The following is a 24,396-nucleotide window of genomic DNA, read 5'->3' on the forward strand; positions in this document are numbered from 1 at the left end:
GCCTTGATCGGTGCGGATGTCCATGCTAACGGGAAGCGGAGGTGTCTCATTCCACGATCGGCGGCGACCCTGGGCTTCGTAGGTTCGTACGGAAACGGCGTGCGGCCCGTTCAACCGGGCGTGGGACCGCGGCCTTTCCGGCTGCGGCTACTGCTCGGCCAGCGCCCGCAGCCTGCTGAGCGCGCGGTGCTGGGCCACCCGGACCGCACCCGGTGACATTCCCAACATCTGTCCCGTTTCCTCCGCAGTCAACCCCACGGCGATGCGCAGCAGCAGCAGTTCGCGCTGATTCTCCGGGAGGCTGGCCAGCAGCTTCTTGGCCCACTCGGCGTCGCTGCTGAGCAGGGCCCGCTCCTCGGGACCGAGGGAGTCGTCGGGGCGCTCGGGCATCTCGTCCGAGGGCACGGCCGTGGAGCCCGGGTGGCGCATGGCCGCGCGCTGCAGGTCGGCGACCTTGTGGGCGGCGATGGCGAAGACGAACGCCTCGAAGGGGCGGCCGGTGTCCCGGTAGCGCGGCAGGGCGAGCAGGACGGCGACGCAGACCTCCTGCGCGAGGTCCTCGACGAAGTGACGGGCGTCGCCCGGGAGCCGGGACAGCCGGGTGCGGCAGTAGCGGAGCGCCAGCGGGTGCACGCGCGCGAGCAGATCGTGGGTGGCCTGCTCGTCGCCGTCGACCGCGCGATGCACGAGCGCGCCGATCGCCCCCTGGGCAAGTGCCGCATCGTCGTCGCGCATCGGTCCATGGTGCCTTGGCGCCGTACGATCCGTGGCACCGCCTCCGCGGTTGTGCACCGAAGCGTTATGAGCAGGTGCGCCGGAACTCATCCCTTGCGCCCTCCCCTTCCGCTCGACCGACTCGTCCCCGAGGAACTCCACACCTCCAAGGATGCGGCATCCGCGCCGAAACGAGCACAGGCCGTCCGGCGGGCCGCTTTGCACAGGCGCCTGTCCTGCGGTATTGGACTGTGCCGGGCCCGGCGGCCGCCGTCCGTTCCGGCCTGTGCGCCTGTCCGCCTGCGCGCCGGCCACGGACACAGGACCCTGGCGCGGGAGTCGCCCGCCGCCGGGGCGGAGCGCCGTGTCGGCACCGCTGTCGCACACCGCGGCACGCTGCTGAACGGGCGCTGCACGGACGCAGTACGGGCGCTGGCACGGACGCCGTACGGGCGCTGGCACGGACGCCGTACGGGCGCTGGCACGGACGCCGTACGGGCGCTGGCACGGACGCCGTACGGCCGGCCGCTGCACGGGCGCCGTACGCCCGCCGCACCAACGCCGTACGCAAGCTGTACGGCTGCCGTACCGGGCCGCCCGGCGAGTCGTACGCATGTGGGCCCAGCCGTCACGCGCCCGCACGCGTACGGACGGTACGTGCCGTACGGGGCCGCGAGCCGTGCAGACGCGTGTACGAGGGGACGCTCCCCCACGCCGGGTCCGCGCGTGGGGGTGCCACCGTGCCGCCACTGAGCCGTCGCCGGAACACCGGACGCCGTATCGCCGTATCGCCGGATCACCCGACACCCGACACCGGCTCACCGCGAGGAACGCACGACCTCAGGCGGGGACTAGCGGACCAGGCCCCAACGGAAGCCGAGCGCCACCGCGTGCGCGCGGTCGGACGCGCCGAGCTTCTTGAACAGCCGGCGGGCGTGCGTCTTGACGGTGTCCTCGGAGAGGAACAGCTCCCGGCCGATCTCCGCGTTGGACCGGCCGTGGCTCATGCCTTCCAGGACCTGGATCTCACGCGCCGTGAGCGTGGGCGCGGCGCCCATCTCGGCGGAGCGCAGCCGGCGCGGGGCGAGCCGCCAGGTGGGGTCGGCCAGCGCCTGCGTCACCGTGGCGCGCAGCTCCGCGCGGGAGGCGTCCTTGTGCAGGTAGCCGCGCGCGCCGGCGGCCACGGCGAGGGCGACACCGTCGAGGTCCTCGGCGACGGTGAGCATGATGATGCGGGCACCGGGGTCGGCGGAGAGCAGCCGCCGGACGGTCTCCACACCGCCCAGACCGGGCATGCGCACGTCCATGAGGATGAGGTCGGAGCGGTCGGCACCCCAGCGGCGGAGGACTTCCTCGCCGTTGGCCGCCGTCGTCACGCGCTCGACGCCGGGCACGGTCGCGACCGCGCGGCGCAGCGCCTCTCGGGCAAGCGGGGAGTCGTCGCAGACGAGGACGGATGTCATGGCCGCCCTCCGCAGCTGATGCGCGTCACCTTGAGCCTCCAGGCTGGTACGAAATCGTCACCTGTGCGGTCGACCGTCTCGGACGCCTGCCCGAGCACTTGTGTTTTCAACCGCCTCCGCACTCTCAACGACGGTCACTCGAAAGAGTTACGGGGCTGTGTGCCATCTTCGGCACTCTACGTGAGGGAGCGGATACAGCGCAGACACAAACGTCATACCCTCAACTTTTCATCACAAGGTATGCCCCATTTAGCCCCTTTTCTTCCCGTTTCCAGGTGTCTAGGGCTAGATTCGCAATGAGTCATATTTTCATCTCCTTAGATCGGAGATGTACGGTCGTTGGCACCGTATCCGCCACGAACGGCTACAAGGGGTCACGTAATGGCAGATTTCTCCCGCCTTCCCGGACCGAACGCGGATCTGTGGGACTGGCAGCTGCTGGCTGCCTGCCGCGGCGTGGACAGCTCGCTCTTCTTCCATCCCGAGGGCGAGCGCGGGGCGGCTCGGAGTGCTCGAGAGAACTCGGCCAAAGAGGTCTGCATGAGGTGCCCGGTCCGTGCGGAGTGCGCGGCACACGCCTTGGCGGTGCGCGAGCCGTACGGAGTGTGGGGCGGCCTGACCGAGGACGAGCGCGAAGAGCTCATGGGGCGGGCACGGAACCGGCTGGTGCCGGCATCGTCGACCAGCGGGGACACCGCCTCGAACACCTGAAGGAACGTTTCTTCATGCACTGCATCCTCTGATCCACTGCATGGATTGAGCCCATCCGACCATCACAGGGGCACGCCAAGGCGTGCCCTTCCGTTGCCCACGTTGTTCTTCCGCTGCCCACGTGCCCTTCCGGCACGGCAAGCGCGGCGGGGCGGGGCGGGGCCGGGGCGGGGCGGGGTCAGCGGACCGAGCGGCACGGCGCGGCGCGGCAGGGCCGGCCGACCGCGGCACGGCGTGGCGCCCCGGGCTCAACGGACCGCGGCGCGCTCCAGCTCGGCCAGGGTCGCCGCCACCGCCGGCACCTGGGCCAGGTCGGGCAGGGTGAGCGCGACGATCTCCCGCCGCACCGCCGGTTCCAGGTCGACCACCCGGGCGCCCCTGGGCCGTACGGACTCGATCGCCAGCCGGGGCAGGACGGCGACCCCCAGTCCCGCCCCCACCAGCCCGACCACCGCGGGATAGTCGTCGGTGGCGAAGTCGATCCGGGGCGCGAAGCCGGCGCCCTCGCAGACCCGCACCAGCTCGCCCCGGCAGCGCGGGCAGCCCGCGATCCACGGCTCGCCGGCGAGTTCGCCGATGGCGACGGACCGCGCGCGGGCCAGCCGGTGCCGCTCCGGCACCAGTCCCACCAGCGGGTCGGTCAGCAGCGGCCGTACCGCCAGGTCCGCCCACTCGTCCGGGCCCGCCGCCCCCGCGTAGCGGAAGGCGAGCGCCACTTCGCAGTCGCCCGCGCGGAGCATCTCCACGGACCTCGGCGGCTCGGCCTCCTCCAGGGACACCCGGGTGCCGGGGTGCGCGGCGCGCAGCGCGGCGAGCGCGGTCGGCACGAGGGCGGAGCTGCCGCTGGGGAAGGAGACGAGCCGCACCCGCCCCGCCCGCAGGCCCGCGATCGCGGCCACCTCCTCCTCGGCGGCGGTCAGCCCCGCGAGGATGCCGCCCGCGTGCCGGACGAGCGCCTCACCGGCCTGCGTCAGGCGCATCTCCCGGCCGGCGCGGACGAGCAGCGGGGTGCCGACGGAGGCCTCCAGAGCCTTCATCTGCTGGCTGACGGCGGGCTGGGTGCAGCCGAGTTCGCGCCCGGCCGCCGAGAAGGAGCCGGTGGTGGCGACGGCGCGCAGCACGCGCAGATGTCGGGCCTCGATCACCCTTCGAGCATAAGGGAACCTTGGGTCGCCAGCTCAATAATCCGTCGACGCTTTGACGCCGGCTCGCCTACCGTGCTCGCATGAAGCTTCTCTCGGTCAATCTGGGCCGCCCGCTGGCCGTTCCCTACACCGACCAGCCGCAGGGCGTCACCGGCATCGACAAGCGGCCCGCCGACGGGCCGGTGCGGGTGGCGGCGCCCGGGCCGAAGGGGACCGGCGGCAGCGGGCTGGCCGGGGACGCGGTGTGCGAGAGGCGGCACCACGGAGGGAACGACCAGGCGGTGTACGCGGTGGCCCGCGAGGACCTCGACGACTGGGAGCGCGAGCTGGGCCGCACCCTGCGCAACGGCGCGTTCGGCGAGAACCTCACCACCGAGGGCCTCGACATATCGGGCGCGCGGATCGGCGAGCGCTGGCGCATCGGTTCCGGCACCGGTTCGCCGGTGCTGCTGGAGGTCACCAGCGGGCGGATCCCCTGCCGCACCTTCCAGGGCCATCTGGGGGAGCGTGGCTGGGTGAAGCGGTTCACGCGAAAGGGTGCGCCGGGGGCGTATCTGCGGGTGCTCGAGCCGGGCGAGATCCGCGCGGGCGACCCGGTCGAGATCGTGCACCGCCCGGACCACGACGTGACGGTGGCCCTGCAGTTCCGGGCCGTGACCACCGACCGGTCGCTGCTGCCGCGGCTGCTCGCGGCGGGCCCGGCACTACACCCGGAGTCGCTGGCGGCGGCGCGGAAGTACACGGAGACCCACGCCACGGGCCCGGCCGGCTCGCACCTCCGTCCTCCGCTCACCTGATCGTCACCGATCGGGAGGGCGTGTGCGGAGACCGGAGTGTGTCGGTCCCGGCCACTAATCTTTCGCCATGACAACGGCTCTGATTACGGGATCGACCGCGGGCATCGGCGCCGCGTTCGCGCGGCGGCTGGCGGCGGACGGACACGACCTGGTCCTGGTGGCCCGGGACACCAAGCGGCTGCGGGACCAGGCGACCGAGCTGCACGACCGGCACGGCATCGAGGCCGAGGTGCTGACCGCCGACCTGGCCACGGACGAGGGCATCGAGGCGGTGGCCGCGCGGCTGGGCGACCGCCGCAACCCCGTCGACCTGCTGATCAACAACGCGGGCTTCGGCAACAAGGGGCGCTATCTCGAGGTGCCGATGGCCGACGAGCTGACGATGCTCAAGGTGCACGTCGAGGCCGTGCTGCGGCTGACGTCGGCGGCGGCCGAGGCGATGCGCGAGCGCGGCCGGGGCGGGATCGTGAACGTCGCGTCGGTGGCCGCCTTCGTGCCGCGCGGCACCTACGGGGCGTCCAAGGCGTGGGTCGTGCAGTTCACCCAGGGCGCCGCACGGGACCTGGCGGGCAGCGGCGTACGGCTGATGGCGCTGTGCCCCGGCTTCGTCCGCACGGAGTTCCACCAGCGGGCCGGAATGGGCACGGACAACATCCCCGGCTGGATGTGGCTGGACGCCGACAAACTGGCCGCGGCGGCCCTGGCGGACCTGGCCCGCGGCAGGACCGTGTCGATCCCCGACCCGCGCTACAAGGCGCTGATGGGCCTGGTGAAGCTGACCCCGCGCGGCCTGCTCGGCGGCGTCACGTCCCGTACGGGCCGCAAGTACGGCCCCCAGTGAGGCCCCGGGCCGCCCGGTGGTCCCGGACCGCGGTGGTCCCGGACCGGGCCCGGCCCTCGGGCGACCTCGGCGGGCGCGGAGGTGGCGCCGGCGCCCCGGTGGGAAAATGACGGGGACGGAACCGCACCAGGGGGGCCGGAGGCGGCGCCATGACCTTCGTACAGCTCATCGAGTGCAGGACTAACCGGCTGGACGAGATGAACCGGCTGATCGACACCTGGGTGGAGAGGACCGGGGGCAGGCGGACGGCGACGCACGCGATGGTCGGCAAGGACCGCTCGGACGCGGCGCACGTCGTCGAACTGGTGGAGTTCCCCTCCTACGAGGAGGCGGTGCGCAACTCGAAGCTCCCGGAGACCGACGAGACCTTCCGGAACATGATCGCCCTGTGCGAGGAGACGCCGTCGTTCACGGACCTCGACGTCGTACGGGACGAGTCGCTCTGCGCGACGGCCGCGCGGCGGCTGCTGGACACCCTGGCGGCCGAGGGCGAGCTGCCGCCGCTCAACGACCTGCTGGACGAGGACGTGCACAGCCACGACCCGATCAACCCGCAGGACACCATCGGCCTGGACGCGGTCCGCGCCGAGTACCGGATGTGGCGCAACGCCTTCGACTTCGCCTTCACGGTCGAGGACCTGATCGCGCAGGGCGAGAAGGTGTGCGTCCGCTGGACCTGGGACGCCACCCACAAGGGCGACTTCCTCGGCATCGCCCCGACCGGCAAGCGCGTCACGATGACCGGCACGACGATCCTCCACTTCGCCCCGAACGGCAAGATCACCGAAACCTGGTGGCAGCACGACCAGCTCGGGCTGCTGCAACAGCTGGGGGCGCTGGACGAGTTGGAGCACTAGACGATCACGGGAACTTCCGGCGCGGGTGCCGCGTTTCTTCCGCATGCCGGCTATGTGGGGCGCCGCGCTTCCGTCACTGGTCTTTCTCCTGTTCGTCGGCGGTGCGGCCGAGTTGATGATGCGGCGCTTCAGGCGGCACGGCGGCCTTCACCGTGGCCGTGGTGCTGAGCAGCGCCCCTTGACAGGTTCCGCCTTCAACGAGCTGGACCTGGTCTTCAACGGCAACAAGTCGATCGAGATCGAGCGGCAGCGACGTGAGGCGAACCGCCGCGACGACCAGGACGACGGCGCCCCGCCACACACCCGTATCGACCTGGCCGGCGGCACGGCTCGCATCGTCCTCCCGCCCGGCCGCCAAGCCGCTCCCCGGCCGCGCGGAGGTGCGCGGCAACGGTGAGGATCCCCGGAGTGAACCCCTCCCGGCCGCTGCGAGGCCAAGGCGGCGTCCCCCTCGCGGAATCGGCGGGCGTGTGGGGGCGAATCGCGTGCGCTTGGTCGGTCGCTTTCGCCACCCTTCATTTCTACTGGGCACTGGGAGGCACCTGGGGTCTGAGTGTCTCGGCGGGACCCCTGGCCGAGACCCGCCCGGCGTGGTTCGTGGCGGGGGGCTTATGGGGCGTGGGGATGCTGTGCCTCGCCGGCGCGGCGCTGGGACGGCTTCTCACCCGGCCGCGGCCCCATGGCATGCCCGGACGGGCGCTCAAGGCTCTGGGCTGGTCCGTCTGCGCCGTACTGCTGGTGCGCGGCATCGCGGTCGAAGTGCTGCTGCTGACGGGAACGGCGGGCCAGGAGGCGTCCGTCGGCCCGGAACAGCGACTGTGGACGCTGGCGCTGTGGAACCCCTGGTTCCTGCTCGGCGGCCTCGCCTTCGGCCTGTCCGCCCGGGGGTTCGGAAGAGCGGACGGTTCCACGGTTTGAGTGGCGAAAGCGCGTGAATGGCGCCAGGGATGACGAGTGACTATCGCTGAAGCCGGTGCAGCAGCTGATCGAGCCCGTGAACGACACGCTGAAGGGCCGGTTGGACCTCTGAGGGACGCAGAAGGTGGGGCAGTCGGGTGCCGACCGCCCCACCTTGCTCGCCTCAGCCGCGCGCGGCCATCCGCACGAACGCGGTCCACTGGTCAGTGCCGACGGAAAGAAACGCCTCCCCCGGCCGCTTGGAGTCACGGACCAGCACGGCCGTACCGGCGTCCGCGACCTCGACACAATCGCCACCATTGCCCGCGCTGTAGCTGCTCTTGAACCACCGCAGTGTCGCAGCGGCAGGCGCGGGACTGCCTGTCTTCATAGCTCTCCCAACAGCTTCTCGATGAAGGCCAGCGACTCACGGGGAGTCAACGCCTGAGCACGGAGAACACCGTACGTCGCTTCGAGCGGGCTGACCTTCTTCGGCTCCGCGTACAGGGCACTCACGTCCTGCACTTCCATGTAAGCCATCCTGCGCTGGTCCTTCGAGTGGATCAATGTCAACGGCCCTGCAAGACCGGCATGTTCATCCCGCTCCATCGGCATGACCTGCAACTCGACGTTGCGCTGATGCCCGTAGATCAGAAGCTGTTCCAGTTGGCCCCGCCAGACATCACGGCCGCCCAGGGGCCGCCGAAGCACATGCTCATCAATGACGAAGCTCAGCAGCGGTGCGGGACGCCGACCGAACAGCTTCTGCCGTTCCATGCGCGCCGACACGCCCTGCTCGATGGCCTCCTCGTCCAGCAGAGGCCGCCACATGCGGAACACCGCACGCGCGCACTCCTCCGTCTGCAAGAGGCCCTTGACCACGTGGTTCATATAGGCGTGCAGCTCGATGGCCTCCGCCTCCAGCTGCACGTACCGCCGAAAGAACGACGGATACCGAGCCTTGGCCACCTCCTCCTTCATCGCCACCAACACCCCCCGCGCCCCCAGCACCCGATCCGCCGCGTCGATCAGCTCCGGCTTGGGAATCCGCCGCCCTTGCTCCACCGCCGCGATCTGCGCCTCGCCGTACCCGACCCGCTCCCCCAACTGCGCCTGGGTCAGCCCCGCAGCTTCCCGCAGCAGCTTCACCTGCCGCCCGAAGCACCGCAGGAACTCCCCGCCGGCCTCTCCCTCCACGCCCGCACCCGAGTCCGCCCCCGACTCCATACGGCCCTCCTCACCCACTGCTCACTGTCCGTGATCGCAGAGTAGGAGCGGCGTACGTCAACCGATCGCAAACTCGGGCAGGTTGACTCGTGTGAGTGAACACTGACCAGCGAAAGCTTTCTTCACTCAACGCATCCTTTCGTGCACTCTCCGTACGGTACGGTCACCCCGACAGCACACAAAAAAACTCGGCCCCCGCAACGGCTGCAACCGTTCGCGAGGGCCTGAACCACCAGTGGAAGGCACTGATTCCACCGTGATTTACCGGCACTGTATCGCGCCCCCGCGCGCCTACACCCAGTTCTCGCACGACATCATCCGGCACCCGCGCCTCTCCTCGGACGCGGTCCGCCTCCTGACCTGGCAACTCTCCCTCCCTCAAGGCGCACGCGAATCCCTCTCCCGAACCGCCGAACGAGCCAACATCGGCGCCACCGCCTTCACCCGCGCCAAGCGCCAGCTCAAGGACGAGGGTTTCGTGCACGAGAGGCGCGTCCAGGGCCCGGGCGGTCACTGGGTCACCCAACAGCTCGTCTCCAACGTGCCGTTGAGCCCCGCCGAAGCCGCCAAGCTCCTCGCTCAGATGCCCCTGTCACCGCAGGTCGCACCGAGTAGGCTGCATCCGGTGGTCGGTGAGCGGACCGGTCGGCTCACCGACGGTCTTCCCTACGGCGACACCCACGGGAACACCCACAACCAACCCCCCAAACCCCCCGAGGACGCATCCGATGCCCCCGCACCCGCCGAAGCCCCCGAAGCCGCGCACGCCTCGCCAGCCCCGGAAGCCGCGCAAGCCCAGGTAGACCGCGAGGGCCGCGCGGACGGCAGGGAGGACGGAAGGCTCGATCCCCCGAACTCCCGCCTCGAAGAGGCCCGCGCCCTCGCCGCCTCCTACCCCGACCTCGACCCGGCCCTGCGCACCATCCCCCGCGCGATGCACGCCGAGCTGACGGCCCTCACCGCCCGCTGGCTCACCGCCGGGCATCCGCCCGCCGCGATCCGCGCCCACATCCTGCGCAACCTCCCCGACGGCGACACCCGCGTCCGACGCCCCGGCGGCCTCCTGCGCTACCTGCTCGGCGAGGTACCGCCGGTGCCGCCCGCGCCCACCTCGCCGCCACCGCGAAACGCGCCTCCGTACGCCCTGCCGGAACACCCCGGCCTCTCCGCCCGGCTCGCCCCCCTCCGCGAATGCGAGGGCGACCACGTCCAGGCGACCCTCTTCCGGCCGGTCGGCGACGAGACGCTGTGCCGCCACTGCCTCAACTCAGCACCGGTCGAGGACAGTCGGCGCACATCACCCACGCCACGGCCTCCGGTGCCTGCATGACTCCCCGCTGTCAGTGGTCCCTGACAGGATGCGCGCCATGGGAGCGAGAGACGACAGCGACGAGACGTATGTCATCGGCCTGTGCAATCAGATCCTCGGCGAAACGGCCCTGCCGCAGCACAGGTTCGACTGGCTGCTCGGGGATCCTGGGGCCGGGGGCCGCCGGGTCAGGCTGCCGGTCGACGCGTACTGGCCCGGTCACCAGCTCGTGGTCGAGTACCGGGAGCTTCAGCACGACCAGCCGGTGCCGCACTTCGACAAGCCGGACCGGCTCACCGTCAGCGGTGTCCACCGGGGCGAGCAGCGGGCCCTGTACGACGCGCGCCGTGAGACCGAGATCCCCGCTCACGGGCTGCGGCTGGTCGTGGTCCGGCCCGCCGACCTGGACGCGGACGGACGCGGGCGGCTGCGCCGCAACGAGGAGGCCGACCTGGCCGTCCTGCGGAAGATCCTGGCCCGGGACAGCGACGAGGACCGGGTCACCGACACCTTCCGCGCCTGGCTGCTCGGCCGGGGCTGGACGCCGGTCGAGCCCACGGACCGCTGGACCGACCTCGAAGCGGTGCGCGGCGAGGAGCGGCTGATCTGCGAGACCAAGGGCCGCACCAGCGAGAAGGGCATCGACGCCGACATCGCCTACGGGCAGCTGCTGCGCCGTATGACGAGCCAGGACGCCCGGATACGGTACGCGCTCGTCGTGCCGTCCTCGTCCGTGAAGGCCGTCGAGCGCGTCCCGGGCCACGTCCGCGACCTGCTGCGGATCGATGTGTACGAGGTGACGGACTACAACAGGGTGCGCCGGCTGTCCGCGTGACCGAGCCGCACCCACACCCCTCCAACAGCCTTTGCTCCGCCTTTGCAGTGATCGAACTTGTGCCCGACGCAGCCGGGTTAGAGTCGAACGGTCCGGGCAGCCGATGGAGGGGGCGGAGACCAAGTCATGGGCGACAACGGCGAGATACTCGACATCAAGATCGCTGACATCAAGAGAACAGCACCGCATTTCGGCCATGAGAGCGTCGCGCTCGCACACGCTTTGACCAAGCTGAAGACCGGTCTGTCCGCGGCCGGCGCGCCCTGGGGGGACGACGAACAGGGCACCAAGTTCCACGAGACCTACGGCCCACTGGTCAAGCGCATCGAGAAGTCCGCCAAGATCCTCACCGACGGACTGGCCAGCATTCACACGGCGATGGTCGACATGGCCGACGGCCACATCGACAACGAGCAGCTGATCCGCGCCATGTTCAGCAGAATCGACGTCCCCCACGACACCACGGGCCACGACAAGTGAGCGTCGCCGACAAGGCCCGCAAGGTCGTCCAGGACCTGACGGGCATGTGGTGGCCCGCGGCCGACGTCGACGGGCTGCGGGACGCCGCGAAGGCGTGGCGGGACTTCGCCGACGACGTCGACGACGTCACCTCTGCCGCCAACAAGGCCGCCCGCTCCTTGATCGAGCACAACAAGGGCGAGGCCATCGCCGCCTTCGACGACCCGTTCTGGCGCCGCTACTACTACGACAAGCACGGCTGGCTGAAGGACCTGTCGGACGGCGCCCGCGACATGGCCAAGGCGCTGGACGCGTACGCGGACGCCGTGCACGGCGCGAAGAAGAAGATCGAGCACGAACTGGAAATCGTCGGCGCCACCCTCGTCGGCGGCACCCTCCTGGCCGTCTTCACCGCGGGCCTGTCGGAGGGTGCGGCCCTCGCCGCCGCGGGGACCGTCACCGAACTCGCCGCGGGCCTGGGCATCACCGTCTCCGCCGAGGTCGCCTCCATCGCGGGCACCACCCTGGCCACCGCTGCCCTCGCGGGCATCGAATCCGTCACCGTCGACCTCGCCGTCGCCCAGCCCATGTCCATCGCCCTGGGCGAGCAGAAGGGCCTCAGCCTCGACGAGGCCCGCGAGGCGGGGGTTTACGGCGCGCTCCTGGGCGGCGCCTTCGGCGGCGGAGGCGCTGCCGTCAGGGCCGCGAGCAGGGCAGGCGGCTGGACCGAACTCCTGGGCGGCGTCCGGCTGCCCGGCCTCTCCCCCGAGTTGGCCCTGCCGGGCGGTGTGACGGCGTCGGCGGACGACCTCGGCCTGCTCATGAAGGGCGACGGCGAGCCGAACGCCTGGCCGCGCAGCAAACGCAAGGGTGCGGTCAAGCCGAAGTACCGGGTTGACGTCGCCGGCGACGAGGGGAAGAACGGATCCCACACCCTGGCCAAGCACGTGGAGGTGACCACCCGGGATCTGCGTGCGCGGCTGCGAGCGGAGCCGGAGAGGGACACAGTATCGCGGTACGTGGACGAGGCGTCCGCGCAGAGGGCCACCGACGGCGTGGTGCTCAGACGGCAGAAGGAGATCGAGGCGTGGCTCGCCAAGAACAAGAGCCGCAAGCTCGAGCTGGAAGCCCACTTCGACGATCACACCGGCCTGAGCCTGTCTCGTGCGAACTTCGTGCAGGGAGCCCCACCGGAGTGGGTGAAGGGTGCCAGAGTCATCCTCAAGCGCGACCCATCGGCCGAGATGGGCTACCGCGTCCTCACCTCCTATCCCGTCCCCTAGAACCAGACAGGCCGACAGCGACGATGACACCGGTGGATGACCGCTTTCACGAACTACGTCACCTCCTTCGGGCGTACGAACAGCCCGGTCACGCCTTCGACGACACGTTGGAGGCGGCCGGTACAGCCCTGAGCGCATATCTCCGGGCAGCTGCCTACGCACCGGAACGTGCGGCCGAAGCAGCGCGGGAGATCAAGGACCTTCTGGCACTTGGACTCTTCAGCGAAGAGATCGCGGACGATGTCGATCTGCTCCCGCACATTGCGCCACCCCAGGGCGTCGGCGTGGAGGACTGCCTTCGCGTCGTCCTGCACCATCTGGAGCGCTTCCTCGCCTCTCCGGCGGCTCCCCGCCCCTCGGTGCGCCCTGCGATCGCGTGGGAATGGCGAGAGCGGTTTCCGGCACTGGCCCACCTGCTCGGAGCGTACTTCTACCAGGACAGCCTGGAAGTCGAGTACCAGTCTCATGCCGAGGCCCTGGATGACTACCTTTCCGGCGAACCGGTCGAGGACGTGAGGCGAGCCGCGTCCGACATCACGGAATTCCTGGCTCTGAACCCGTCAGAGGACGAGCTCCGCGAGGCGGCAGCCGCACTAGGCCTCAGCGAGCCCGCGCCTGCGGGCGTCTCGCTGCGCCAGTGGCTCATCGACATCCGGAACATCATCATGCACCGGCACCGCGCCGAGTCGTGACGGCGGGCGGGTGAGGCACCCCAGTTCCCCGACAGGCCCCACAAGGCGGCCCCCCGCCCCCACAGCCGCCGACCGTAGGGCCGTCCCCCCTGGTCAGGGCAGCCTCGGGAGCGGAACGCTCAGGTCCCATGACCACCTTCACCCTCCGCTTCACCGCCACCCCCCGCGGCGCCCGGCTCGCGAGGCGTCTCGCCTCCCACCAGTTGGACGTCTGGGGCTGGCCCTACGGCACACCGGCGCACGACGCCGTCGAGCTGGTCGTCGCGGAGCTGGCGGCGAACGCCGTCACCCACGGACGGGTCCCCGGGCGGGATGCCGAGCTGCGACTGAGCGAGGACGACGGGCAGGTGCGGGTGGAGGTGAGCGACATGCGCGGTGAGCGGCTGCCCGTGACACAGGACGCCGCAGCCGACGGGAACGGCGGAAGGGGGCTCGTCCTGGTCGCGGCCCTCGCCAAGGAGTGGGGCGTGACGTCCCGCGCCGGCGCTCCTGGCAAGACCGTCTGGGCCGTCGTACCCACCGGGTGCGGGACGCGGGCGGGCCCGTGACGGCGTGACCCCCGCCACGGCATGCGTACGGCACGACGGAGCCGCACCCGGCGACGAACCCGTCAGGCAGAGACAGACCCGCCGTACAACGCCGGATGCCCAGCCCCCGCAGGGGACTGGGCACCGTGGCTCAGCTCAGCGCACGCTCAGTGGGCGTGGCCGTGGCCGTGGCCCGCGGCGGCCGGCTCTTCCTCTTCCTTCTTCTCGACGACCAGGGTCTCGGTCGTCAGCAGGAGGGAGGCGATGGAGGCGGCGTTCTCCAGCGCGGAACGGGTCACCTTGACCGGGTCGATGACGCCGGCCTTGATCAGGTCGGCGTACTCGCCGGTGGCGGCGTTGTAGCCGCTGCCCTTCTCGAGCTCGGCGACCTTGGAGACGATGACGTAGCCCTCAAGGCCGGCGTTCTCGGCGATCCAGCGCAGCGGCTCGACGGCGGCGCGGCGGACGACCGCGACACCGGTGGCCTCGTCGCCGGTCTTGCCGAGGTTGTCCTCGAGGACCTTGACGGCGTGGACCAGCGCGGAGCCACCACCGGAGACGATGCCCTCCTCGACCGCGGCGCGGGTCGCGGAGATGGCGTCCTCCAGGCGGTGCTTCTTCTCCTTCAGCTCCACCTCCGTGGCGGCGCCGACCTTGATCACGCACACGCCGCCGGCCAGCTTCGCGAGGCGCTCCTGGAGCTTCTCGCGGTCCCAGTCGGAGTCGGTGGACTCGATCTCGGCCTTGATCTGGGCGACGCGGGCCGCCACGTCCTCCTTCTTGCCGGCGCCGTCGACGATCGTGGTGTCGTCCTTGGTGACGGTGACACGGCGGGCGGAGCCGAGGACGTCCAGGCCGACCTGGTCGAGCTTGAGGCCGACCTCCTCGGAGACGACGGTGGCGCCGGTGAGGGTCGCCATGTCCTGCAGCATCGCCTTGCGGCGGTCGCCGAAGCCGGGGGCCTTCACGGCGGTGGCGTTGAAGGTGCCGCGGATCTTGTTCACGACCAGGGTCGACAGGGCCTCGCCCTCGACGTCCTCGGCGATGATCAGCAGCGGCTTCGAGGAGTTCGCCTGGATGATCTTCTCGAGCAGCGGGAGCAGGTCCGCGATCGCGGAGATCTTGCCCTGGTGGATCAGGATGTACGGGTCATCGAGGACGGCCTCCATGCGCTCCTGGTCCGTGACGAAGTACGGCGACAGGTAGCCCTTGTCGAAGGCCATGCCCTCGGTGAAGTCCAGCTCCAGGCCGAAGGTGTTGGACTCCTCGACGGTGATGACGCCGTCCTTGCCGACCTTGTCCATCGCCTCGGCGATGAGCTCGCCGACCTGCTGGTCCTGCGCGGACAGCGCGGCCACGGCGGCGATGTCGGACTTCTCGTCGATCGGGCGGGCCGAGGCGTGCAGGTCGTCGGAGACGGCCTTGACCGCGGCGTCGATGCCCTTCTTCAGGGCGGCCGGGGAGGCGCCGGCGGCGACGTTCCGCAGGCCCTCGCGCACCAGCGCCTGGGCCAGCACGGTCGCGGTGGTGGTGCCGTCACCCGCGATGTCGTTGGTCTTGGTCGCCACCTCCTTCACCAGCTGCGCGCCGAGGTTCTCGTACGGGTCCTCGATCTCGACCTCGCGGGCGATGGTGACGCCGTCGTTGGTGATGGTCGGGGCGCCGAACTTCTTGTCGATGACGACGTTGCGGCCCTTGGGGCCGATCGTCACCTTCACCGTGTCGGCAAGCTTGTTGACGCCGCGCTCGAGGGCGCGACGGGCGTCCTCGTCGAACTTCAGGATCTTCGCCATGGCAGCGGGAGCCCTCTCGGAAAAAGATCTGGGTGAAAACGGCACTGCGCCCCGGGCGCCCGGCTTCTTATCGGTCGCGGGGGCCAGGGGCGCAGCTCACAGCGGAAACGCTGAGGTGATTACTTCTCGATGATCGCGAGCACGTCGCGAGCCGAGAGCACGAGGTACTCCTCGTTGTTGTACTTCACCTCGGTGCCGCCGTACTTGCTGTAGAGCACGACGTCGCCGACCTTGACGTCGAGCGGAAGGCGGTTGCCGTCCTCGAAGCGGCCCGGGCCCACGGCCAGGACGACGCCCTCCTGGGGCTTCTCCTTGGCGGTGTCCGGGATGACCAGGCCCGAGGCCGTGGTCTGCTCGGCGTCCAGCGGCTGGACCACGATGCGGTCCTCGAGCGGCTTGATGGCAACCTTGGAGCTGGCGGTCGTCACGATCCGACCTCCCCCTTCGGAGATCTCACGGGGTTAACTGTCTGAGGTGGCGACCAGGTCGATCCGTCGTCGCGGGTGCCGGACCTGCCCGTCGCTTTGTTGGCACTCTCCCAAGGGGAGTGCCAGAGCCGAGACTATGACCGCGGTTAGCACTCGGTCAAGCGGAGTGCCAATTGCCCCCCGGCGCGTCGGCCTCGGACCGCCATAAGCCGCCGGGAGTCCGGGGTGCGGGGGCCGTCGGGAGTTTCGGCGCGCCGCACCCCTTCCGTACCCACGCGTTTAGTACGACCGTACGTTCATGCACTCACGCTCCACCGCCGCGGACGGCGCCCTCACCGGTGGCTGTGTCCTCCTGCTCGTGCTGGTGGCGGATGCGACGGCCGCGCTGCTGGTGCTCATCGTGCTGGCCCTGCGCGGGCTCGGCCGGCTGGACCTGCCCGGCGGTACGGCGGACGGGGCGCCGGCCGTCGACCGGGTGCCCGCGCTGTGCTGTGTCGGCTTCGCGGTGGCGGCCGCGGTGGCCGGGGTACTGCTGGTGCGGGGCGGCAACCGGCTCACCGGCGCGCTGCAGTTGGCCCTGGCGGTCGTCGTCGCCTGCGCCGCGCTGGGGGTCTGGCACGACGCGCGCGACCGCTCCCGCTCCCCGTCCACCCCTCCGGCCGACCGGCTGGTGGACGCCTCGGGGGACGTTTTGGGGGACGTTTCGGGGGACGTTTTGGGGGACGTTTCGGGGGGCGCTTTGGGGGACGTTTCGGGGAGTGTCTCGCGGTATGCCGCGCGGTACGCCTCCGGGAGCGTTTCGCGGGGCGCCTCGCCGTACGCCTCCGGGAGCGTCTCGCGGGGCGCCGCGGAGGTGGCCTCGTGGCCGCCTCAGAGGTAGTCCGCCAGCCGGCCCACGGTCAGGCCGCGCTCCTGGATACGGTGCAGCAGCCGTACCGTGCGCTCGTGCAGGGTGGGGCCGTCGAGGTCGTCGTCGTCCGAGGCGACCAGCAGGATGTCGCCGGGGCGCAGGCGGCGGGGGCCGCGGGTGAAGTGCAGTCCGCCCTCCGTGGTCGAGGCGCGCCACAGGACGACCGCCGCGACCCCGCAGTCGGCCGCGGCACGCAGGGTGGTCCCGTCGTACGCGGCGTAGGGCGGGCGGAAGAGGCGGGGGCGGACGCCGAAGCGTGAGTGGAGCTTGTCCCGCTGCCCGCAGATCTCGGCGCGCTGGCCGGCGTAGGGCAGGCCGCGCAGCGCGGGGTGGTCGAGGGTGTGGTTCTGCAGGTCGGCGCCGACCGACAGCAGCCGCGCGAAGTGCCCGTATCCCGGCCCGGCCACGCCGTCCGTGAGGAACATGCTGACCGGCAGCCGCAGTTCACGGACCATGTCGACGAACCGCGGGTCCTGCTCGGCGCCGTCGTCGTAGGTGAGGAAGACGACCTTGTCGGTGGTGTCCACGTGGTCCACGACCGGGGGCGCGGCGGGGGACGCGGTACCGGCGGAGGACGCGGTACCGGCGGAGGACGCGGCGCCGGCGGGGAGAGCGAGCGGGCGCGCCTGGGGGCGGCCGGGGGGACGGGCCGGCGGGCGCGGCGGTGGGGGCAGCGGGGCGGCCAGACCCCAGCGGCGGTACGGCTGTTCGGCGGCCGGGCGCTGCGAACGCACCCCCTGGGCCGCCTTCCGGCCCAGCCGCTCGATGGGGTCCACGGACTGCGCGCACCCGGTCAGCAGCGCGGCCGCGAGCAGCCCCGCGGCCGTGCGCCGCAGCCGGGACCCCGGGCGGAGTGGGTGCCGGGGTCCGGGCCGGAGCAGGGGTCCGGGCCGGAGCAGGGGTCCGGGCCGGAGCAGGGGTCCGGGCCGGAGCAGGGGTCCGGGCCGGAGCCGCACACCTCGCCTCACAGGTAGTCCTCCAGCCGGGCGACCGCGAATCCCTTCGCCGTGACCGTGTCCAGGAACCGCCGCATGTCGTCGACCATCGTGCCGTTCCACTCGTGGGGGCCCCGGAAGTGGGTGAGGACGATGTCGCCGCGGCGCATCCGCTGGTCGTCCTCGCGGTACTCCCAGTGGTCGACGAAGACCTCCTCGTTCCAGATCGGCGCGTAGGCGATGCCGCAGGACTTGGCGGCGCGCAGGGTGTCCTGGTTGTAGTTGCCGTAGGGCGGCCGGAAGAGCCTCGGGCGCCTGCCGAACTGCCGCTCCATCACGTCCTGCATGTCGCAGATCTCGTGCCGCTGCTCGTCGTAGGACAGGCCCGGCAGGTAGGGGTGGTGCAGGGTGTGGTTGTTGAGGGTGATGCCCGAGGACTGCATCCTGCGGAAGTAGCCGTAGTCGTCCTCCACCAGGTAGTTGCTGAGGAAGGCGGTGTACGGGATCTTCAGGTCGCTCATCATGCGCAGGAACGCGGGGTCCTTCTCCGCGCCGTCGTCGATGGTGAGGAAGACGACCTTGTCCCTGGTGGGGACGGTGGTGAAGACGGGGGGCAGGTTCCAGTCCTCCTGGTGGTCCACCTCGAAGCCCGCGCGGGCGGTGATGCGGGGTCTGGCCTTGGGCGGGCGCGGGGGCGTCAGCGGTACGTGGGCCAGGCCCCAGCGCCTGGCCGCGGCGGAGCGGGCGGCGTAGGAGGCGTGCAGACGGGTGGCGTAGGAGTCGAGGGCGCGGGCCTCGGGCGCCTGGAGGCGCTGCTGGCCCTGGGCGGGACGGACCGGGGTGTCCGGCTGCGAGGAACAGGCGGAGGCCAGGGCGGCGACGGCGAGGACGGCCAGGGTCACGCGGGCGCCGTTTTTCCGATATCCAGTCTTTTTGTCATTTTGTACTACTAGTCTCATGGCGCCGGATCCTCCCAGGCCGCCGCGCCGATCCCGGGACGACACCGCGGCCGGCGGCACACCATCCACCGACCGGCCCAACAGCCCCAGCTGCCCAACGGCCCAAGCAGCCCGACCCGCCCGGCGGTCCGACCTGGCCGACGGGCCCGACCGGGTGCGCCGGCGCCGCCCGCCCCGCCCGCCCCCATGGCCCCGATGGCCCCGTGAGCCCCCGCGCCGCCCGCTGCCCGACAATGAGCCGGTGACCGAACCGCTCCATGCCTTCGCCTCGCTGCTCACCCCCGAGGGCCGCGCCCTCCTGGACGAGGTGCGCGGCACCGACCCCGCCGACGAGCTGGCGGTCGCCACCCGGCTGCGCCGCACGCACCCCGCCGAACTGGTGTCGGCGGCCCTCGGGCAGGCGCGGCTGCGGCAGCGGGCGGCGGCGAAGTTCGGCGAACGGGACGCGGAGCGGATGTTCTTCACGCCGAACGGGGTGGAGCAGTCCACCCGGGCGAGCGTGGCGGCGTACCGGGCGGCGCGGCTGAGGGAACTGGGCGTGGCCTCCGTCGCCGACCTGTGCTGCGGGATCGGCGGCGACGCCATCGCGCTGGCCCGCGCGGGCATCCGGGTCCTCGCCGTGGACCGGGACCCGCTGACGGCCGCCGCCGCCCGGGCCAACGCCGAGGCCCTGGGGCTCGGCGACCTGATCGAGGTGCGGGAGGCGGACGTCACGGACGTCGACACCGCCGCCCACGACGCCGTGTTCGTGGACCCGGCGCGGCGCGGCGGGCGGGGCCGGATCTTCGACCCGGAGGCGTACTCACCCCCGCTGTCCTGGGCCGTCGGGGCGGCCCTCGCCGCCCCGCACGCCGCCCTGAAGGTCGCGCCCGGCATCCCGCACGAGGCGGTCCCGGCGGAGGCCGAGGCCGAGTGGATCTCCGACGGCGGGGACGTGAAGGAGGCGGTGCTGTGGTTCGGCACCGAGCCGGGCCTGGTGCGCGCCACCCTGCTCCCCGGCCCCCACAGCCTGCGCGGCCGCGGCCTGCCCGACCCGGAGGTCCGCGCTCCGGGACGCTATCTCTACGAACCCGACGGCGCCGTCATCCGCGCCCATCTGGTCGCCGAGGTCGCCGCCGGACTCGACGGCGGCGGACTGCTCGACGCGACGATCGCCTACGTCACCTCCGACGAACTGCGCCGCACCCCGTACGCGACCGCCTACGAGATCACCGACCGGCTCCCCTTCAACGTCAAGAGGCTGAAGGCGCTGCTGCGGGAGCGGGCGGTCGGCGTCCTGACCGTGAAGAAGCGCGGCTCGGCGGTCGAGCCGGAGGAACTGCGCCGCAAGGTCCTGCCGAAACCGCACGGCCCGAACGCGGTGACGGTCTTCCTCACTCGCGTCGCCGGAGCCCCGACGATGCTGCTCGGCCACCCGGCGGACTGACCCACCCACCGAACCGAGCGGCCCCACCGACCGGCGGACCGGCCGACCCGGCGGACCGACCGACCGGCCGGCCCCGCCGCTCAGGACGCGACGATCGCCCTGCCCACGGCGAACCCCTTGGCCGGCCCCTCCGGAATGATCGCGTCACTGCCGTAGGGGACACGGTGCTCGTCGGTGTACCTGGCCTTCTTCGGGTCGGGGGAGGTCAGGACGACGACGGCGCCCTCGTCGTCGAAGTCGTCGAAGCCGTCGAAGCCGTCGAAGCCGTCGAAGCCGTCGACGATCACGTACACCGGGATTCCGGCCCGCGCGTACTCACGGTGCTTGCGCGCGCGGTCCCGCTGAAGGTTCCGGTAGCCGGGCGAGGTGACCTCGACGACCAGCTTCACCCCGGCGGCGTCGACCCCGAGGCCCTCCTCGTCGGGGATCTCGTCCAGGTCCAGGGGGGCGACGAAGAGGTCGGGGATCCAGGACTTGCGGTTGTGGACGAGATTCACGTCCTGGTGAGCGGCGTAACCGCTCCTGGCCAGATGAGCGTCGAGCGCCCTCCGAAGGCGGTTGACAAGTACACCATGACGACGGCGACCTGTGGGCGAGACCTCGATGGCCCCCTCGATGATCTCGGCGCGGTAGCCCTCGGGGAGATCCATGGCCTTCCACGCCTGCCACAGGACCTCGTCCAGATCGGAACCCGGTTCGGAAACCGGCTTGTCTGCCACCACCGGGGCCACCTCTTCTGCGAGAGCGGTCATCGAGAAGCACCTCCTCCTTCAAGGGTGGGCGGGAGCGCCACTACGGCACAAGCGACGGCCGTGACGCTACGCATACGCGCCCGCCCGCGGGGCCCGATCCGTGTGGATCATCCGAACGAGTGATCATGCTCCCGGCCCCCGGTCCCCCGGTCCCGGTTCCCCGGCTCCCCGGCGCCCCGGTCCGCTCAGTCACATTCCGCGGCCCGGCGCAGCAGCAGCTCGCGTTCCCGTTCGTTGCGGGTGAGGGACGCGGCGCGCCGGAACTCCGCGCGCGCCTGGGCCGTGCGGCCGAGGCGGGCCAGCAGGTCGGCGCGGACGCTGGGCAGCAAGTGGTAGTCGCGCAGGGCGGGTTCGGCGGTGAGGGCGTCGACGATGTCCAGGGCGGGTCCCGGGCCGTCGGCCATCGACACCGCGACGGCGCGGTTCAGCTCGACGACCGGGGACGGGGAGCGGGCCGCGAGCAGACCGTAGAGGGTGGCGATGGCCGGCCAGTCGGTCTCCTCGTAGGTGTGGGCGTGCGCGTGGCAGGCGGCGATCGCCGCCTGAAGGGCGTACGGCCCCAGGGCGCCCGCCGCGGTGGCCTCCGCGCGGGCCAGGGCGGTGACGCCGCGGGCGATGAGCATGCGGTTCCAGCGGCGGCGGTTCTGGTCCCTGAGCAGGACCGGCGTGCCGTCCGGGCGGGTGCGGGCGGCGGCCCGGGACGCCTGGAACTCCAGCAGCGCGGTCAGTCCGTGCACCTCGGACTCCTTCGGCATCAGCCCGGACAGCAGGCGGGCCAGCCGCAGCGCGTCCTCGCACAGGGCGGGACGCAGCCAGTCGTCGCCGGCCGTGGCGGCGTAACCCTCGTTGAAGATCAGGTAGATGACCTCCAGGACCGAGCCGAGGCGGGCCTCGCGGTCGGGGCCGTACGGCACCTCGAAGGCGACGTTGCGCGTGGCCAGCGTCCGCTTGGCGCGCACGATCCGCTGGGCGACCGTCGGCTCGGGCACGAGGAAGGCGCGCGCGATCTCGGCCGTGGTCAGGCCGCCCGGCAGCCGCAGTGTGAGAGCGGTGCGGGCCTCGGCGGACAGCGCGGGGTGGCAGGTGGTGAAGACCAGACGGAGCAGGTCGTCGTCGATGTCGTCCGGCGCGGGGAGTTCCTCGTACTCGGCCGCGGCCGCGGCGGTCCGCAGGTCGCGGCCGATCTCGGCGAGCTTGCGGGCGTAGTTCTCGCGGCGGCGCACGAGGTCGACGGCGCGGCGGCGCGCGGCGGTCATGAGCCAGGCGCCGGGGTTGTCCGGCACGCCCTGTGCCGGCCACTGCTCCAGCGCCGCGACCAGCGCGTCCTGGGTCAGTTCCTCGGCGATGCCGATGTCCCGGACGATGCGGGCGACGGCGGCGACCACCCGGGGCGACTCGAGCCGGAACACGGTCTCCAGCGCCCCGGCGGCCCGGAGGGGCCCGCCACCCCGGGCCGCCCCGGCACGCTCCCCCGCCCCGGCGGACTCGCCCGGTACGGCGGACTCGCCCGATGCGGGGGGCACGGCGGGTGCGGGGGGCTCGGCGGGCTCGCTCGGCGCGGCCGGGCCGGTGGGCTGTCGTTCCACAACCCCCCATGCAACACCCCCGGCCGCCGCCGGCCAAGCGGGACTCAGCCCTCGGCGATCTCCCGCACCTCGCAGGTCACGGTCCAGTGGTCCTCGTGGACCCGCACGAACCGCTTCGTCCACTCCAGGGCCTCGTCCATGTCCTTGCACTGCATCAGCGCGTAGCCGCCGACGACCTCCTTGGACTCGGTGAACGGCCCGTCCGTGACGGTCAGCCGGCCGCCCTCCCAGTGCACCCGCTTGCCCTGGTCCTGCGGGGTCAGTCCGGCGGTGTCGAGCATGACGCCCGCCTTGGTGATCTCCTCGATCAGCTCACCCATCCGCCGCATCAGCTCGGGGCTCGGGCCCTCGGCGGGCGCGGTGGTCTCGTCGACGCGCACGAGCGACAGATAACGGGGCATGGTGACTCCTCCGGGTCGGGCGGCGGGGCTTCCCATTTCCTTCTCCCCGCCTCTCACCCAGTGCGTCGAACGGCGACGCCCCGGATCGACACCTCGCCGGAAATTCCCGGGATTTTTCCGAGATTCTTTTCCGGGAGTCTTCTCCGGAGCCGGCTCCGGGAAGGTCGTCGCAGGTCAGCGCAGTGACTCCCACAGCCTGCTCGCCGCCGGCTCCTTCGCGACCACCCGGTTGGGGTCGGAGGGGGCCGGCACCACCGGCATGGTCACCGTCCGCACACGGTCCGCCGTCAGGCCCTTCAGGCTCCGGGCGAAGTCCGTCAGCTCGCCCAGCGAGTCCAGGCCGGTGTCGGTGGTCAGGCTGCCGGTGACGGCGTCCGCGACCCGGTAGAGCCCGGCCGGGTCGGACGGCAGACCGCTGCCGGAGACCCGCTCCAGCAGCGCCCTGACCAGTTTCTGCTGCAGCCCTATGCGGCCGAGGTCGCTGCCGTCGCCTAGGCCGTGCCGGGTGCGGGCCAGCGCGAGGGCCCGGGTGCCGTCGAGGTGGTGGGTGCCCGCGGGCAGGTGCAGATGGCTCTTGTCGTCGTCGATGTCCTCGTCCGTGGTGACGCTCACCCCGCCCAGCGCGTCGACCAGCCCGGCGAAGCCGGAGAAGTCGATCTCGACGTAGTGGTCCATGCGGACACCGGTGAGCGACTCTGCTGTCTTGACCGCGCACACCGGCCCGCCCACCTCGTAGGCGCTGTTGAACATGGTGCCGTACGCCACCGCCGTGGTCCGGCCCGACGGCAGCGGGCACGACGGGCGGGTGACCAGGGTGTCGCGCGGGATGCTGACCACGGTGGCGGAGGTACGGCCGGGGTCCACATGGACCACCATCGCCGTGTCGGAGCGGGCGCCTCCGCTGTCGCCGCCGCCGAGTGCGGCGTTCCGCCCGCCACTGCGCGAGTCCGAGCCGAGCACCAGGATGTTCACCGCGCCGGTCGGCAGCGGGGACGCGGCGGCCGGGCCGGCGGGCGAGGAGGCGGCGGCCGGCCGTTCGCGGGGGCGGTCGTCGCCGAGGGCGTGATCGATGTCGACGCCCTGGATGTTGTGGTCCAGGTGCCAGTACGCCCAGCCCGCCACCGCCATCCCCGTCACCAGGGTTCCCGCCAGGGTGAGGCCCAGGGCCCTCAGCACGTTTCGCGTCACGGCGAGCAAACGTACGTCCGAATTATGAGCGTCCTGTTAGGACGGGGGACCAAGAAAGCCTTCTTCGTAAAATCTCACCTTCAACGGCCCTTCGACCGCCCCAACGGCCCTTCGAGGCCCTTCGAGGCCCTTCGAGGCCCTTCGACGGCCCCCACCGGTCCTTCCACGGCCTTGCACGGCCTTGCACGGCCTTGCACGGCCTCGCACGGCCCACCGGCCGTCCGTCCTCGAAACTTTCGAAGGCCCGCGACCAGCCACTAT

The 24,396-nt window shown here is 71.7% G+C and carries 27 protein-coding genes; 14 read left to right on the forward strand and 13 right to left on the reverse strand.

What is annotated here, in order from left to right:
• Positions 1-147: 147 nt before the first annotated feature.
• Together ACI2LW_RS02445 and ACI2LW_RS02450 are read right to left on the reverse strand one after the other, a co-directional pair.
• Complete coding sequence (locus ACI2LW_RS02445) at positions 148-735, reverse strand: sigma-70 family RNA polymerase sigma factor (protein WP_404729249.1); 588 nt, start codon at positions 733-735, stop codon at positions 148-150.
• An 830-nt stretch (positions 736-1,565) separates the two neighbouring features.
• Positions 1,566-2,177: a response regulator transcription factor gene (locus ACI2LW_RS02450; protein WP_003948568.1), complete on the reverse strand. Its 612-nt coding sequence runs from the start codon at positions 2,175-2,177 to the stop codon at positions 1,566-1,568.
• A 381-nt stretch (positions 2,178-2,558) separates the two neighbouring features.
• Here ACI2LW_RS02450 and ACI2LW_RS02455 point away from each other — a divergent pair, with 381 nt between their 5' ends.
• Positions 2,559-2,888 (forward strand): WhiB family transcriptional regulator, encoded by a 330-nt coding sequence (locus ACI2LW_RS02455; protein WP_404729250.1) that lies wholly within the window; start codon positions 2,559-2,561, stop codon positions 2,886-2,888.
• A gap of 248 nt (positions 2,889-3,136) precedes the next feature.
• Here ACI2LW_RS02455 and ACI2LW_RS02460 read toward each other — a convergent pair whose 3' ends face one another.
• On the reverse strand, positions 3,137-4,033 hold the full coding sequence (locus ACI2LW_RS02460) for a LysR family transcriptional regulator (RefSeq protein WP_404729251.1): 897 nt from the start codon (positions 4,031-4,033) through the stop codon (positions 3,137-3,139).
• A gap of 80 nt (positions 4,034-4,113) precedes the next feature.
• Between ACI2LW_RS02460 and ACI2LW_RS02465 the strand changes: the two genes are divergently transcribed.
• The 5 genes from ACI2LW_RS02465 to ACI2LW_RS02485 all read left to right on the forward strand — a co-directional run bounded on the left by ACI2LW_RS02465 (position 4,114) and on the right by ACI2LW_RS02485 (position 7,446).
• The gene (locus ACI2LW_RS02465; RefSeq protein WP_404729252.1) at positions 4,114-4,830 is read left to right on the forward strand and encodes an MOSC domain-containing protein; all 717 of its coding nucleotides are present in this window, start codon (positions 4,114-4,116) and stop codon (positions 4,828-4,830) included.
• Positions 4,831-4,897: 67 nt separating this feature from the next.
• Positions 4,898-5,671, forward strand: coding sequence for an SDR family NAD(P)-dependent oxidoreductase (locus tag ACI2LW_RS02470; protein ID WP_404729253.1), 774 nt, complete (start codon positions 4,898-4,900; stop codon positions 5,669-5,671).
• A 149-nt stretch (positions 5,672-5,820) separates the two neighbouring features.
• A complete protein-coding gene (locus tag ACI2LW_RS02475; protein ID WP_404729254.1) occupies positions 5,821-6,528 on the forward strand; it encodes an ester cyclase in 708 nt (235 codons plus the stop codon).
• A gap of 178 nt (positions 6,529-6,706) precedes the next feature.
• Positions 6,707-6,925 (forward strand): DUF6191 domain-containing protein, encoded by a 219-nt coding sequence (locus ACI2LW_RS02480; protein WP_404729255.1) that lies wholly within the window; start codon positions 6,707-6,709, stop codon positions 6,923-6,925.
• A 71-nt stretch (positions 6,926-6,996) separates the two neighbouring features.
• A complete protein-coding gene (locus ACI2LW_RS02485) occupies positions 6,997-7,446 on the forward strand; it encodes a DUF3995 domain-containing protein (protein WP_404729506.1) in 450 nt (149 codons plus the stop codon).
• A 163-nt stretch (positions 7,447-7,609) separates the two neighbouring features.
• On the opposite strand, the gene ACI2LW_RS02490 is transcribed toward ACI2LW_RS02485, so the two are convergent.
• Together ACI2LW_RS02490 and ACI2LW_RS02495 are read right to left on the reverse strand one after the other, a co-directional pair.
• The gene (locus ACI2LW_RS02490) at positions 7,610-7,816 is read right to left on the reverse strand and encodes a DUF397 domain-containing protein (protein WP_404729256.1); all 207 of its coding nucleotides are present in this window, start codon (positions 7,814-7,816) and stop codon (positions 7,610-7,612) included.
• A complete protein-coding gene (locus ACI2LW_RS02495) occupies positions 7,813-8,652 on the reverse strand; it encodes a helix-turn-helix domain-containing protein (protein WP_404729257.1) in 840 nt (279 codons plus the stop codon). Before ACI2LW_RS02495 ends, ACI2LW_RS02490 begins: the two co-directional genes overlap by 4 nt.
• A gap of 256 nt (positions 8,653-8,908) precedes the next feature.
• Between ACI2LW_RS02495 and ACI2LW_RS02500 the strand changes: the two genes are divergently transcribed.
• The 6 genes from ACI2LW_RS02500 to ACI2LW_RS02525 all read left to right on the forward strand — a co-directional run bounded on the left by ACI2LW_RS02500 (position 8,909) and on the right by ACI2LW_RS02525 (position 13,778).
• On the forward strand, positions 8,909-9,982 hold the full coding sequence (locus ACI2LW_RS02500; protein WP_404729258.1) for a hypothetical protein: 1,074 nt from the start codon (positions 8,909-8,911) through the stop codon (positions 9,980-9,982).
• 37 nt (positions 9,983-10,019) lie between these two features.
• Positions 10,020-10,796 carry a hypothetical protein gene (locus ACI2LW_RS02505; protein ID WP_404729259.1) on the forward strand — a complete coding sequence of 259 codons (777 nt, stop codon included), beginning with the start codon at positions 10,020-10,022 and terminating at the stop codon, positions 10,794-10,796.
• Between the two features lie 222 nt (positions 10,797-11,018).
• The gene (locus ACI2LW_RS02510; protein WP_404729260.1) at positions 11,019-11,276 is read left to right on the forward strand and encodes a hypothetical protein; all 258 of its coding nucleotides are present in this window, start codon (positions 11,019-11,021) and stop codon (positions 11,274-11,276) included.
• Positions 11,273-12,538, forward strand: coding sequence for an RNase A-like domain-containing protein (locus ACI2LW_RS02515; RefSeq protein ID WP_404729261.1), 1,266 nt, complete (start codon positions 11,273-11,275; stop codon positions 12,536-12,538). Before ACI2LW_RS02510 ends, ACI2LW_RS02515 begins: the two co-directional genes overlap by 4 nt.
• Positions 12,539-12,561: 23 nt before the next feature.
• Positions 12,562-13,230: a contact-dependent growth inhibition system immunity protein gene (locus ACI2LW_RS02520; protein ID WP_404729262.1), complete on the forward strand. Its 669-nt coding sequence runs from the start codon at positions 12,562-12,564 to the stop codon at positions 13,228-13,230.
• Between the two features lie 128 nt (positions 13,231-13,358).
• On the forward strand, positions 13,359-13,778 hold the full coding sequence (locus ACI2LW_RS02525) for an ATP-binding protein (protein WP_404729263.1): 420 nt from the start codon (positions 13,359-13,361) through the stop codon (positions 13,776-13,778).
• A 146-nt stretch (positions 13,779-13,924) separates the two neighbouring features.
• Here the strand turns inward: ACI2LW_RS02525 and groL are convergent, their stop codons facing one another.
• Both groL and groES read right to left on the reverse strand, forming a co-directional pair.
• On the reverse strand, positions 13,925-15,550 hold the full coding sequence (groL, locus tag ACI2LW_RS02530) for a chaperonin GroEL (RefSeq protein WP_404729264.1): 1,626 nt from the start codon (positions 15,548-15,550) through the stop codon (positions 13,925-13,927).
• Between the two features lie 119 nt (positions 15,551-15,669).
• The gene (gene groES / locus ACI2LW_RS02535; protein ID WP_009190181.1) at positions 15,670-15,978 is read right to left on the reverse strand and encodes a co-chaperone GroES; all 309 of its coding nucleotides are present in this window, start codon (positions 15,976-15,978) and stop codon (positions 15,670-15,672) included.
• A 298-nt stretch (positions 15,979-16,276) separates the two neighbouring features.
• On the opposite strand from groES, the gene ACI2LW_RS02540 reads away from it, so the two are divergent.
• On the forward strand, positions 16,277-16,858 hold the full coding sequence (locus ACI2LW_RS02540) for a hypothetical protein (protein WP_404729265.1): 582 nt from the start codon (positions 16,277-16,279) through the stop codon (positions 16,856-16,858).
• Here ACI2LW_RS02540 and ACI2LW_RS02545 read toward each other — a convergent pair.
• Together ACI2LW_RS02545 and ACI2LW_RS02550 are read right to left on the reverse strand one after the other, a co-directional pair.
• Entirely contained in the window at positions 16,849-17,724 is an 876-nt protein-coding gene (locus ACI2LW_RS02545; protein ID WP_404729507.1) for a polysaccharide deacetylase family protein, read from the reverse strand. The genes ACI2LW_RS02540 and ACI2LW_RS02545 overlap by 10 nt on opposite strands.
• Before the next feature lie 128 nt (positions 17,725-17,852).
• Positions 17,853-18,782: a polysaccharide deacetylase family protein gene (locus ACI2LW_RS02550; protein ID WP_404729266.1), complete on the reverse strand. Its 930-nt coding sequence runs from the start codon at positions 18,780-18,782 to the stop codon at positions 17,853-17,855.
• Between the two features lie 241 nt (positions 18,783-19,023).
• Here ACI2LW_RS02550 and ACI2LW_RS02555 point away from each other — a divergent pair, with 241 nt between their 5' ends.
• Positions 19,024-20,208, forward strand: coding sequence for a methyltransferase domain-containing protein (locus tag ACI2LW_RS02555; protein WP_404729267.1), 1,185 nt, complete (start codon positions 19,024-19,026; stop codon positions 20,206-20,208).
• An 80-nt stretch (positions 20,209-20,288) separates the two neighbouring features.
• Here ACI2LW_RS02555 and ACI2LW_RS02560 read toward each other — a convergent pair whose 3' ends face one another.
• From ACI2LW_RS02560 to ACI2LW_RS02575, 4 genes are all read right to left on the reverse strand, one after another.
• Entirely contained in the window at positions 20,289-20,960 is a 672-nt protein-coding gene (locus tag ACI2LW_RS02560; protein WP_404729268.1) for a Uma2 family endonuclease, read from the reverse strand.
• Between the two features lie 185 nt (positions 20,961-21,145).
• On the reverse strand, positions 21,146-22,378 hold the full coding sequence (locus tag ACI2LW_RS02565; protein WP_404729508.1) for an RNA polymerase sigma factor: 1,233 nt from the start codon (positions 22,376-22,378) through the stop codon (positions 21,146-21,148).
• A gap of 212 nt (positions 22,379-22,590) precedes the next feature.
• The gene (locus ACI2LW_RS02570) at positions 22,591-22,947 is read right to left on the reverse strand and encodes a YciI family protein (RefSeq protein WP_404729269.1); all 357 of its coding nucleotides are present in this window, start codon (positions 22,945-22,947) and stop codon (positions 22,591-22,593) included.
• Positions 22,948-23,121: 174 nt separating this feature from the next.
• A complete protein-coding gene (locus tag ACI2LW_RS02575) occupies positions 23,122-24,075 on the reverse strand; it encodes an LCP family protein (protein ID WP_404729509.1) in 954 nt (317 codons plus the stop codon).
• Positions 24,076-24,396 lie beyond the last annotated feature (321 nt).

It is taken from the genome of Streptomyces sp. NPDC004065 (assembly GCF_044903565.1).
In the GTDB taxonomy this organism is placed as follows: Bacteria; Actinomycetota; Actinomycetes; order Streptomycetales; family Streptomycetaceae; genus Streptomyces.

Bases quoted from the DNA above. Each gene is read 5' to 3' on its own strand.
- ACI2LW_RS02445 (WP_404729249.1), bottom strand. From the start codon at position 735: ATGCGCGACGACGATGCGGCACTTGCCCAGGGGGCGATCGGCGCGCTC.
- ACI2LW_RS02450 (WP_003948568.1), bottom strand. From the start codon at position 2,177: ATGACATCCGTCCTCGTCTGCGACGACTCCCCGCTTGCCCGAGAGGCG.
- ACI2LW_RS02455 (WP_404729250.1), top strand. From the start codon at position 2,559: ATGGCAGATTTCTCCCGCCTTCCCGGACCGAACGCGGATCTGTGGGAC.
- ACI2LW_RS02465 (WP_404729252.1), top strand. From the start codon at position 4,114: ATGAAGCTTCTCTCGGTCAATCTGGGCCGCCCGCTGGCCGTTCCCTAC.
- ACI2LW_RS02470 (WP_404729253.1), top strand. From the start codon at position 4,898: ATGACAACGGCTCTGATTACGGGATCGACCGCGGGCATCGGCGCCGCG.
- ACI2LW_RS02475 (WP_404729254.1), top strand. From the start codon at position 5,821: ATGACCTTCGTACAGCTCATCGAGTGCAGGACTAACCGGCTGGACGAG.
- ACI2LW_RS02490 (WP_404729256.1), bottom strand. From the start codon at position 7,816: ATGAAGACAGGCAGTCCCGCGCCTGCCGCTGCGACACTGCGGTGGTTC.
- ACI2LW_RS02495 (WP_404729257.1), bottom strand. From the start codon at position 8,652: ATGGAGTCGGGGGCGGACTCGGGTGCGGGCGTGGAGGGAGAGGCCGGC.
- ACI2LW_RS02505 (WP_404729259.1), top strand. From the start codon at position 10,020: ATGGGAGCGAGAGACGACAGCGACGAGACGTATGTCATCGGCCTGTGC.
- ACI2LW_RS02520 (WP_404729262.1), top strand. From the start codon at position 12,562: ATGACACCGGTGGATGACCGCTTTCACGAACTACGTCACCTCCTTCGG.
- ACI2LW_RS02525 (WP_404729263.1), top strand. From the start codon at position 13,359: ATGACCACCTTCACCCTCCGCTTCACCGCCACCCCCCGCGGCGCCCGG.
- groL (WP_404729264.1), bottom strand. From the start codon at position 15,550: ATGGCGAAGATCCTGAAGTTCGACGAGGACGCCCGTCGCGCCCTCGAG.
- ACI2LW_RS02540 (WP_404729265.1), top strand. From the start codon at position 16,277: ATGCACTCACGCTCCACCGCCGCGGACGGCGCCCTCACCGGTGGCTGT.
- ACI2LW_RS02550 (WP_404729266.1), bottom strand. From the start codon at position 18,782: ATGAGACTAGTAGTACAAAATGACAAAAAGACTGGATATCGGAAAAAC.
- ACI2LW_RS02560 (WP_404729268.1), bottom strand. From the start codon at position 20,960: ATGACCGCTCTCGCAGAAGAGGTGGCCCCGGTGGTGGCAGACAAGCCG.
- ACI2LW_RS02570 (WP_404729269.1), bottom strand. From the start codon at position 22,947: ATGCCCCGTTATCTGTCGCTCGTGCGCGTCGACGAGACCACCGCGCCC.
- ACI2LW_RS02575 (WP_404729509.1), bottom strand. From the start codon at position 24,075: ATGGCGGTGGCGGGCTGGGCGTACTGGCACCTGGACCACAACATCCAG.